The sequence below is a fragment of the Methylobacterium sp. WL116 genome (assembly GCF_008039455.1).
Taxonomy (GTDB): domain Bacteria; phylum Pseudomonadota; class Alphaproteobacteria; order Rhizobiales; family Beijerinckiaceae; genus Methylobacterium.
The window spans coordinates 1-10386 of record NZ_VRUV01000121.1; the positions used below are offsets into that span (position 1 = coordinate 1).

A 10386-nucleotide genomic window follows, 5' to 3' on the forward strand; every position below is an offset into this window, starting at 1 on the left:
GCTACTATTCCCGGGCGCGCAACCTCCACGCCTGCGCCAAGGCGGTGGCCGCGGCGGGTCCGCGACCGTCTCGGGCGCTTCCCAGACCGCCAGCATCGGCATCGGCGGCGGCTCGCGCTTCGGCCGGCCGCGGGGCTTCGCCTCGGATTCCGGCTTCGGATCGAAGGCGTGGGCCAGCACCTTCCTCATCACGCCGGGCAGCGGCTCCGCGTCGAGGTCGCGCCGCGGCGTGAAGCGCATCCCGGTCGGCGCCTGCGTCGACAGCGCGACGCGGGCGAGAAACACGGTCAGCTCCAGCGGGAAATGCGTGAAGCCGTGCCGCACCAGCCCCGGCAGCCGTTTCCAGCGCGCGTCGAGGGGCGCGTCGAGGAGCGCGCCTGCGGGGTCGTAGTCCGGTGCCCATGCGCTCATCGGCGGCTCGGCCATGCTGCCGAGCAGGCCTTCCGGCGGCCGGGTGCGCAGCAGGACGGCCTCGTCGCCGGAGCGGACGACGACAAAGGCCGCGCCGCGCCGCAGGGAGCCCTTCACGGCCTTGAGCTTGCGCGGGTAGGTCTCCGGGTTGCCGGCCGCGCGGGCGCGGCAGGGCGTCATCCACGGGCAGAGCGCGCAGGCCGGGCGCTTCGGCGTGCAGATGGTGGCGCCGAGATCCATCACGGCCTGCGCGAAATCGCCGGGCCGGTCGAGCGGCACCAGCGCTTGCGTCACGCGCCGGATCTCGGGCCGGGCGCCGGGCAGCGGCGCCTCGATCGCGTAAAGCCGCGTCATCACCCGCTCGACGTTGCCGTCGACCGCCGCTTCCGGGCGGTCGAAGGCGATCGCCGCGACCGCGCCGGCCGTGTAGGCGCCGATGCCGGGGAGCTTGCGCAGCCCGTCGAGGGTGTCGGGGAAGCGCCCGGCCGCGGCCACCGCCTTGGCGCAGGCGTGGAGGTTGCGCGCCCGGGAATAGTAGCCGAGCCCGGCCCAGGCCGACATCACCGCCTCCTCCGGCGCCGCGGCCAGGGCGTCGACGTCGGGGAAGCGGGCGAGGAAGGTCGCGAAGTAGGGCTTCACCGCCGCGATCGTGGTCTGCTGCAGCATCACCTCGGAGAGCCAGACCCGGTAGGGATCGGGCCGCTCGCCGGGCAGCGCCCGCCACGGCAGAACGCGGCGGTGCCGGTCGTACCAGACCAGCAGGTCGGCGGCCTTCGGAAAGGGTTCGGACGCGGGCATCGCCGGCAGGCATAGCGGCCCGGGCTCTCCGCCGAAAGCGCTCCCTTTGCCGCCGGCCTTGCGCTATCCTCGCGCCCGCAACCGGCGGGATGTCCCAAGAACATGGCGCGCGTCAAACCGCTGGCGGAACTGATCGAGGGCTGCATCGGCCCGGCCTTCGCGGCGCAGGGCTTCGCCTCGACCGACATCCTCGCCGCCTGGCCCGACATCGTCGGGGAGCGGCTGGCACGATTCTGCCGGCCCTCGAAGCTCGAATGGCCCAAGCGCAAGCGCCGGACGGACGACGCGCCCGATTCGGGGACGCTGGTGGTGCGGGTCGAGGGCGTGTTCGCGATCGAGCTGCAGCACCTCGCGCCGGTGGTGATCCAGCGCATCAACGCCCATTACGGCTGGGCCTGCGTCGGCCGGATCGTGCTACAGCAGGACCGGGTCGGCCGCAGCGCCCGGCGCCCGCCGGAGGCGACCGTCGACCCGGCCCGGCGCGGCGAGATCGCGCAGGCGGTCTCGACGATCGAGCACGACGGCCTGCGCGACGCCCTCGACCGGCTCGGGCTCGCCGTCGTCGCGACGTCGGCGAAGCGCTAGGCGCCTTGCCACGATGCGCCCGCGCCGTTACCGCACTCTCAACAAGACGACAGGACGGAACGCGGAGGCAGCCACGGCCATGATCACCCGGCGCGACGCTTTGAAAGCCACGGGCCTCGCCATCGGCGCCGCCCTCATCCTCCCCAAGCTGTCGATGGCGGCGCTCGCCGAGAGCGTGCCGGTCGACGGCCTGATGCAGCCGGGCCCGCTCGGCGACGTCTGGCTCGGGCCGAAGGACGCGAAGGTGACGATCATCGAGTACGCCTCGATGACCTGCTCGCACTGCGCCGCCTTCCACAAGATGACCTATCCGACGCTCAAGGAGCGCTACATCGACACCGGCAAGGTCCGGTTCACGCTGCGCGAGTTTCCGCTCGATCCGCTCGCCACCGCCGCCTTCATGCTGGCGCGCTGCGACGGCGAGGCGAAGTACTACCCGATCACCGACCTGCTGTTCGACCAGCAGCCGGCCTGGGCCTTCACCCCGAAGCCGGTCGACGCCCTGGAGCAGATGCTCAAGCAGGCCGGGTTCTCGAAGGAGAAGTTCGAGGCCTGCCTCAAGGACCAGAAGCTCTACGCGGCGGTCAACGGCGTGAAGCAGCGCGGTCTCGAGACGTTCAAGGTCGATTCGACGCCGACCTTCTTCATCAACGGCGAGCGCTACACCGGCGAGATGACGGTCGACGGAATCGAGAAGATCATCAAGCCGATCCTCGGTGCGTGAGGGTTCCGGGCGGGTCTCGCGCGACGCTGCGCACGCGCACGGCCCCGAGCGTAATTTTCTCAACGCCTGGAATGCCTTAAGCTCGACCTTTCGAGCCTTGACACCCCGGGGCGCCGAAACTAAGGTGCGCCGCGCTCGAAGGAGGCAATCCGCCCGGTTCCGTTCCTCTCGCCGATGTGAGTTCTCGCCGTGAGCGGCAACGACGCAAGGGACGAGGGAGAGACCGGACGGCCCACGCCGCCCGACAGCGAACTCTCAGCGAGGCTCCGACGCCTCGAGACGCAGATCGAACGGAAGCGGCCCCCGGCCCCTCCCGCTCATTCGTCGCGTTCGGGTTCGTCCGGAAGTCCGTCCTCCCTCGGGCAGGCCATGACGCTCTCCACGGAGTTCGTCGCCGGCGTGATCGCGGGAGGGGTGCTCGGCTGGATCTTCGATCGGATGCTCGGGACGAAACCCTGGGGTCTGATCGTACTTCTGATGCTGGGCTTCGTCGCTGGCGTCTTCAACGTGATGCGGGCATCCGGCTTCGCCGGCGCCCGTTCCGGACGGGACACCCCGCGGGATCCGTGAGGGCGACCGGTGTTTTGTGACCATCGATCCGGTTCGGCCATGCGGGCCGCCGGCAACGAGACGTGAGGGCGGAAGACGGCATGGCGGCCAGCATCGACCCGGGGCACTCCGTCGCCTTGCGACCGGATCCGATCCATCAGTTCGAGCTCAAGTCGATCCTGCCCTTCGGGCATCTCGGCCATCAGGAACTCGCGTTCACCCAGTCGGCGCTCTACATGTTCGCCGCCGTCGGCGTCATCGCGCTCCTGACGATCGTCGCCACCTCGAGCCGCTCGGTCGTACCGGGCCGGATGCAGTCGCTGGCCGAGATCTTCTACGAGTTCATCGCCGACACCCTGCACCAGGCCACCGGCGACGGCGGCAAGCGCTTCATGCCGCTGGTGTTCTCGCTCTTCATGTTCGTGCTGATCCTGAATCTGTTCGGCATGATCCCCTACGCCTTCGCGGTGACCAGCCACCTCGTCATCACCTTCGGCCTCGCCGCCCTGGTGATCTCGGTCGTGGTGATCTACGGCGTGATGAAGCACGGCGCGCACTTCTTCGGCCTGTTCGTGCCGCAGGGCGTGCCCAAGCCGCTGCTGGCCCTCCTCGTGCCGATCGAGGTGATCTCGTTCATCTCGCGGCCGATCAGCCTGTCGGTGCGTCTGTTCGCGAACGTGCTTGCCGGTCACATCGCGATGAAGATCTTCGCGTTCTTCGTCGTCGGGCTGCTTTCCGCAGGCGCATGGAGCGTGCTATCGCCCCTCCCGCTGTTCCTGACGATCGCGCTGACGGCTCTCGAATTCCTCGTTGCGGCGCTTCAGGCCTACGTCTTCGCGACGCTGACGGCGATCTACCTCAACGACGCGCTTCACCCCGGCCACTGAACAGGCCGGCTCCACCCGCGGCAAACGACGCACTCTCAAGACACTTCAGGAGTTTTCTATGGATCCCGTCGCTGCGAAGTACATCGGCGCCGGCCTCGCCTGCCTCGGCATGGCCGGCGCGGGCATCGGCCTCGGCAACCTGTTCGGCCAGTTCCTGGCAGGCGCCCTTCGCAACCCCTCGGCCGCCGACGGCCAGCGCGCCACGCTGCTCCTCGGCTTCGCGCTGACGGAAGCGCTCGGCATCTTCTCGCTGCTGATCGCCCTGCTCCTGCTGTTCGCCGTCTGATCGACGCCGACACCGCCGCCGCGCCGTTCGAAGTCGCGGCGGCCGATCACCAGTGAGCGCTCCGCCCCTCGCGCGAGCGCTCCATCGTCTTTCAAGGTCATACGGACGGGGCCATGGCGCAGCCGAATTCCCTCACCACACCGCCCGCCGGTTCCGACGTCCACATGGTCCCGGCCGGTGCCGCGGAGCCGGCGCACGCCGCCGCGTTCCCGCCCTTCGAGACCCACACCTTCCTGGCGCAGCTGATCTGGCTCGCCCTCGCCTTCGGCCTGCTCTACTGGCTGATGGCCAACATCGCGCTCCCGCGCATCCAGGGCATTCTCCACGACCGCTCCGCGCGCCTCGCCGCCGACCTCGACCAGGCGCAGGCGATGAAGACGGAAGCCGACGCCGCCGGCGAGGCCTACGCCAAATCGCTGCGCGACGCGCAGGGCAAGGCCCGCGAGATCGCGCAGGGCACCCGCACCGAGCTCGCCGCCGCCGCCGAGACCAAGCGCAAGGCGCTCGAGGCCGAGCTCAACCAGAAGATCGCAGCCTCCGAGGCGACGATCCAGAGCCGGACGCAGGAAGCCATGGGCAACGTCCGCGCCATCGCCAGCGAGACCGCCTCCGCGATCGTCGAGCGGCTGACGGGCCAGGCGCCGGACCAGGCCAGCCTCGACCGCGCCCTCGATTCCACCGCGACCGCGCACTGAGACGGAAGAACCGACCATGTTGATGACAGCGGAATTCTGGGTCGCGGTCGCCTTCCTCGTCTTCATGGCGATCGTCTGGAAGGTCGGCGGCTTCGGGATCATGACCAAGGGCCTCGACGGCCGCGCCGTCCGCGTGCGCCACGAGCTCGACGAGGCTAAGCGCCTGCGCGAGGAGGCGGCCGCCGTGCTGGCCGACTACAAGCGCCGCCGCGCGGAAGCGGAGCGAGAGGCCGAGACCATCATCGCGAGCGCCCGCGACGAGGCCGAGCGTGCCGCCGCCGAGGGCCGCCAGCGCCTCGACGACTTCATCGCCCGCCGCACCAAGTCGGCCGAGACCAAGATCGCCCAGGCCGAGGCCAAGGCCCAGGCCGAGGTCCGTGCCGCAGCGGCCGACGCCGCGGTGAAGGTCTCCGAGACGATCCTGCGCGAGCGCATGCAGGGCGAGGCCGCCCAGGCGCTGGTGCGTTCGAGCCTCGGCGAGATCCGCACCCGCATGCGGGCCTGACCCTTCCGGGCAGGACCGACCGATCAAGCCGCCTCCGGGCGGCTTTTTCGTGCGCGTGCCTTCGCTCGCCTCGCTCACGTGCCGGAGACCGAAGCGGTCCAGCGCCGCTGATGGCGCTGGTGCCCTCTTCCACCCGGCGACTGCGTCGATCTATTTCGCAAGAATGTCGGGAAAGGCGTGCGCCTCCCCTCCTCCGCTTCAGGGGGGAAGGAGGGCACGGTGGGCGACGCTGCCCGAAAGATGGATCCGGTCCACGAAACGGGAGTGACGCGGATCGCCGCTCGCTTGACGTCGTCGCCTCGAGAATCGGAGCTGCAGGAGGTGCCATTCGACACCGCGCGCGTCGGCCGCCCGGTGGTCGGCCTGCTGCTCAACCGACAGATGCTATAGGGCACACAGTCCTCGCCTTGCCGGGCGGGCCATCCTTCACGGACTGCGATGTCGCCGATCATCTCCATCGACAATCTGTCGAAGACCTACGCCTCGGGCCTGTCGGCGCTGAAGACCGTGAACCTCGCGATCGCGCGCGGCGAGATCTTCGCTCTGCTCGGGCCGAACGGCGCCGGCAAGTCGACCCTGATCAACATTGTCTGCGGCATCGTCACGCCGAGCACCGGCACCGTGACGGTCGACGGGCACGACATCGCCTCGGGCTATCGCGGGGCGCGCAAGGCGATCGGGCTGGTGCCGCAGGAACTCACCACCGACGCGTTCGAGAGCGTGTGGAACACGGTGAGCTTCACCCGCGGCCTGTTCGGCCTGAAGAAGGATCCCGGCCATATCGAGCGGGTGCTGCGCGACCTCTCCCTGTGGGAGAAGCGCGATTCACGGCTGATGACCCTGTCGGGCGGCATGAAGCGCCGGGTGCTCATCGCCAAGGCGCTGTCGCACGAGCCCAAGGTCCTGTTCCTCGACGAGCCCTCGGCGGGCGTCGACGTGGAGCTGCGCCAGGACATGTGGCGCATGGTGCGGCGCCTGCGCGAGCAGGGCGTCACCGTGATCCTGACCACGCACTACATCGAGGAGGCCGAGGAGATGGCCGACCGGATCGGCGTGATCCGCAAGGGCGAGATCATCCTCGTGGAGGAGAAGGCCGAGCTGATGCGCAAGCTCGGGCGCAAGCAGCTCACCCTCCAGTTGCTGGCCCCCCTCGCCGCGCTGCCGGCGGATCTCGCCGACCGCGGCCTCGAGCTCGGCCCCGGCGGGCAGGAGCTGGTCTACACCTACGATGCCAAGGGCGAGCGCACCGGCATCACCGGGCTGCTCACCGATCTCGGCGCGGCCGGCATCCGGTTCAGCGACCTGCGCACCAGCCAGTCGTCGCTCGAGGACATTTTCGTCGATCTCGTCAGGGAACGCGCATGACCGCGGCCGCCGCGAGGTCCGAACCATCCATCCCCCGGCTGCCGGCAGGCGCGAACGCGCGTCGCGGCCCGGGGCGTCGGCATCGAGAGGCAAACCGATGAACTGGCCGGCCATCCGCGCGATCTACCGGTTCGAGATGAGCCGCTTCTGGCGCACGGCGATGCAGAGCATCCTGGCGCCGGTGATCTCCACCTCGCTCTATTTCGTGGTGTTCGGCGCGGCGATCGGCTCGCGGATGAGCACCGTGGACGGCGTGCCCTACGGCCTGTTCATCGTGCCCGGGCTCGTGATGCTCGCGCTGCTGACCCAGAGCATCGCCAACGCCTCGTTCGGCATCTACTTCCCGCGCTTCGCCGGCACGATCTACGAGATCCTCTCGGCGCCGATCTCGCCGGTCGAGGTGGTGCTCGGCTATGTCGGGGCGGCGGCCTCGAAGTCGATCCTGATCGGGTTGATCATCCTCGCGACCGCCGCGCTGTTCGTGCCGCTGCACATCGAGCACCCGGTGTGGATGATGGCCTTCCTGGTGCTGACGGCGGTGACGTTCAGCCTGTTCGGCTTCGTCATCGGCCTGTGGGCCGACGGCTTCGAGAAGCTGCAGCTGGTGCCGCTCCTCGTCGTGACGCCGCTGACCTTCCTCGGCGGCAGCTTCTACGCGATCGAGATGCTGCCGCCGTTCTGGCGCACCGTCAGCCTGGCGAACCCCGTGGTCTACCTGATCAGCGGGTTTCGCTGGGCCTTCTTCGGCACGGCCGACGTCGCCATCGGCATCAGCCTGGCGATGACCGGCCTGTTCCTGGCGGTCTGCCTCGGGCTCGTCGCCTGGATCTTCCGCACCGGCTACCGCCTCAAGAGCTGAGCCGCCGGCCCGTCTGCCTGGAGCCGTTCGAAAACGCATAAAGACATCTTTATGTCTTGATTGCTTCGTATCCGGCGCTCTGCTAGATGCCTCGGCGAGAGGCAACCCGCGACACGGAGCGAAGCGAAATGGCCCAGGATTATATCGTCAAGGACATCGGCCTGGCCGAGTACGGCCGCAAGGAGATCTCGATCGCCGAGACCGAGATGCCGGGCCTGATGGCCACCCGCGAGGAATACGGCCCGTCGCAGCCGCTCAAGGGCGCGAAGATCGCCGGCTCGCTGCACATGACGATCCAGACCGCGGTGCTGATCGAGACGCTCAAGGCTCTCGGCGCCGACATCCGTTGGGTCTCGTGCAACATCTACTCGACCCAGGACCACGCAGCCGCCGCGATCGCCGCCGCCGGCATCCCGGTCTTCGCCATCAAGGGCGAGACCCTCGAGGAGTACTGGGACTACACCTCGAAGCTGTTCGACTGGCATGGCGGCGGAACGCCGAACATGATCCTCGACGACGGCGGCGACGCCACCATGTTCGTCCACCTGGGCCTGCGCGCCGAGAACGGCGACACCGCCTTCCTCGACAAGCCCGAGTCGGAGGAGGAGGAGATCTTCTTCGCGCTCCTGAAGAAGAAGCTCGCTGAGAAGCCGAAGGGCTGGTTCGCCGGTCTCGCCGACGCGATCAAGGGCGTCTCGGAGGAGACCACCACCGGCGTCCACCGCCTCTACAACCTCGCCAAGGAGGGCAAGCTGCTCTTCCCGGCGATCAACGTGAATGACGCGGTCACCAAGTCGAAGTTCGACAACCTCTACGGTTGCCGCGAGTCGCTGGTGGACGGCATCCGCCGCGGCACCGACGTGATGATGGCCGGCAAGGTCGCGATGGTCGCCGGCTTCGGCGACGTCGGCAAGGGTTCGGCCTCCTCGCTGCGCCATGCCGGCTGCCGCGTGCTGGTCTCGGAGGTCGATCCGATCTGCGCGCTCCAGGCCGCGATGGAAGGCTACGAGGTCGTGACGATGGAAGACGCGGCGCCCCGCGCCGACATCTTCGTCACCGCCACCGGCAACAAGGACATCATCACCCTCGACCACATGCGGGCGATGAAGGACCGGGCGATCGTCTGCAACATCGGCCACTTCGACAACGAGATCCAGGTCGCCGGCCTGAAGAACCTCAAGTGGTCGAACATCAAGCCGCAGGTCGACGAGATCACCTTCGCCGACGGCCACCGCATCATCCTGCTGTCGGAAGGCCGCCTGGTGAACCTCGGCAACGCCACCGGCCACCCGTCCTTCGTAATGTCGGCCTCGTTCACCAACCAGACGCTGGCCCAGATCGAGCTCTGGACCAACCCGGGCAAGTACGAGAAGCAGGTCTACACCCTGCCGAAGGCGCTCGACGAGAAGGTCGCGCTGCTCCACCTCGAGAAGATCGGCGTGAAGCTCTCGAAGCTCCGCCCCGACCAAGCCGCCTATATCGGCGTTTCCGAGAACGGCCCGTTCAAGCCCGACCACTACCGCTACTGAGACCCTCGGCGCGGGGACGCGCCGGGCAGGACCGATGCGAGACAGGAGGGCCCGGCGGTTGCGCCGGGCCCTCTTCGTTTGTCAAGGCACCACCGCCCGGCCGGACTGTGTCTTCTGTGTGTCGTTCGCACGCGACCTGCCGACCCACGGTTACGGCCAAGCTAATTCCGCTTCCGGCGCAAATCCCCGACGCGTTAGACTGCCCCCGGTTCGGCAGGTCGTCAGGTCGTCGCGTCTCCCCTCCCCCGAAACGGGGCGCGGGGAACCGGCGCCGCATGCGCCACGCATTCGTTCGCGTCGGTCCGACCGGCGGTTTTGGGAGACGGGACGGATCATGGAGGTCGATCGGGCGGCACGGCGCATCGCCGGGGCCGGCGCTCTCTTCGCCGCCGCGACCGGCCTCCCGGCTCCGTCCCTCGCGGCGGGCGCCGATTTTCCGGCCTGGGGATTCGGCTCGCACATGCACAACGTCGCGGCGGCCGCGATCTTCGGCGGCCTCGTCGCCTTCGCCACCATCGTCGCCCTGCTCTACCTGAGCGAGCGCTCGCGCTGGACCCGGCGCGAGCGCGAGCAGGCCGCGGCCCTCGACGCGCTCAGCGGTGCCCACGACCGCGCCGAGATGCTGCTCGCCGCGGAGCGCCAGATCATCGTGACTTGGGACGGGCGCAGCGAGCCGGTGGTCGAGGGCGACGTCGGGCTGGCCTTCGACGGCACGCGCCCCGCGATCGGCTCCGCCCGCCGCATCCTCGCCTTCGGCACGTGGCTGGTGCCGACCGACGCCGAGGCGATCGAGACCGCGGTCGAGGCCCTGCGCATCCGGGGCACGAGCTTCCGCACCACCCTGCGCAGCCAGTCAGGCCGCAGCATCGAGGCGCAGGGCCAAGCGGTGGCCGGGCGCGTCCTGCTGCGCCTGCGCGAGACCACGGAGGATCGCCGCCAGATCTCGGAGCTGCGCGAGACCCTCGAGGATGCCCGCCGCGGCCTGTCGGCGCTGGCCGGCCTGCTCGACGCGATCCCGCAGCCGGTCTGGCGGCGCAACCGCGAGGGCGGCCTCGCCTGGGTCAACACCGCCTACGTCGCCGCGGTCGAGGCGGCGAACCGCGAATCCGCGATCCAGGCCGGGATCGAGCTGCTCGACCGCCCGGCCCGCGAGATGATCGCCCGCGAGGACGGCCAGCGCCGCCCCGCCGGCC

Annotated in this window: 11 protein-coding genes and 1 pseudogene; 11 read left to right on the forward strand and 1 reads right to left on the reverse strand. The window is 69.4% G+C overall.

The window, feature by feature from the left end:
- A partial coding sequence (gene mutY, locus FV223_RS11460) for an A/G-specific adenine glycosylase (protein ID WP_147727166.1) occupies positions 1–1209 on the reverse strand: 1209 nt, incomplete at its 3' end.
- A gap of 102 nt (positions 1210–1311) precedes the next feature.
- Between mutY and FV223_RS11465 the strand changes: the two genes are divergently transcribed.
- The 11 genes and pseudogenes from FV223_RS11465 to FV223_RS11515 all read left to right on the forward strand — a co-directional run.
- Complete coding sequence (locus tag FV223_RS11465; RefSeq protein ID WP_147727167.1) at positions 1312–1794, forward strand: DciA family protein; 483 nt, start codon at positions 1312–1314, stop codon at positions 1792–1794.
- Between the two features lie 79 nt (positions 1795–1873).
- Positions 1874–2518 (forward strand): DsbA family protein, encoded by a 645-nt coding sequence (locus FV223_RS11470; RefSeq protein WP_147727168.1) that lies wholly within the window; start codon positions 1874–1876, stop codon positions 2516–2518.
- A gap of 189 nt (positions 2519–2707) precedes the next feature.
- Positions 2708–3088 (forward strand): AtpZ/AtpI family protein, encoded by a 381-nt coding sequence (locus FV223_RS11475; protein WP_147727169.1) that lies wholly within the window; start codon positions 2708–2710, stop codon positions 3086–3088.
- Between the two features lie 80 nt (positions 3089–3168).
- Positions 3169–3954, forward strand: a complete 786-nt coding sequence (locus FV223_RS11480) for a F0F1 ATP synthase subunit A (RefSeq protein ID WP_147727170.1) — start codon at positions 3169–3171, stop codon at positions 3952–3954.
- Positions 3955–4012: 58 nt separating this feature from the next.
- Complete coding sequence (locus FV223_RS11485; protein ID WP_007566773.1) at positions 4013–4240, forward strand: F0F1 ATP synthase subunit C; 228 nt, start codon at positions 4013–4015, stop codon at positions 4238–4240.
- A gap of 113 nt (positions 4241–4353) precedes the next feature.
- Positions 4354–4935 (forward strand): F0F1 ATP synthase subunit B', encoded by a 582-nt coding sequence (locus FV223_RS11490; RefSeq protein ID WP_147727171.1) that lies wholly within the window; start codon positions 4354–4356, stop codon positions 4933–4935.
- A gap of 19 nt (positions 4936–4954) precedes the next feature.
- The gene (locus tag FV223_RS11495) at positions 4955–5440 is read left to right on the forward strand and encodes an ATP F0F1 synthase subunit B (protein ID WP_187274714.1); all 486 of its coding nucleotides are present in this window, start codon (positions 4955–4957) and stop codon (positions 5438–5440) included.
- 438 nt (positions 5441–5878) lie between these two features.
- Positions 5879–6805: an ABC transporter ATP-binding protein gene (locus FV223_RS11500; RefSeq protein WP_147727173.1), complete on the forward strand. Its 927-nt coding sequence runs from the start codon at positions 5879–5881 to the stop codon at positions 6803–6805.
- Positions 6806–6902: 97 nt separating this feature from the next.
- Positions 6903–7664, forward strand: a complete 762-nt coding sequence (locus FV223_RS11505) for an ABC transporter permease (RefSeq protein WP_147727174.1) — start codon at positions 6903–6905, stop codon at positions 7662–7664.
- 128 nt (positions 7665–7792) lie between these two features.
- Positions 7793–9193 carry an adenosylhomocysteinase gene (ahcY, locus tag FV223_RS11510; RefSeq protein WP_147727175.1) on the forward strand — a complete coding sequence of 467 codons (1401 nt, stop codon included), beginning with the start codon at positions 7793–7795 and terminating at the stop codon, positions 9191–9193.
- Positions 9194–9527: 334 nt separating this feature from the next.
- Positions 9528–10386 (forward strand): annotated as a pseudogene (locus tag FV223_RS11515) (two-component sensor histidine kinase); the annotation flags it as partial.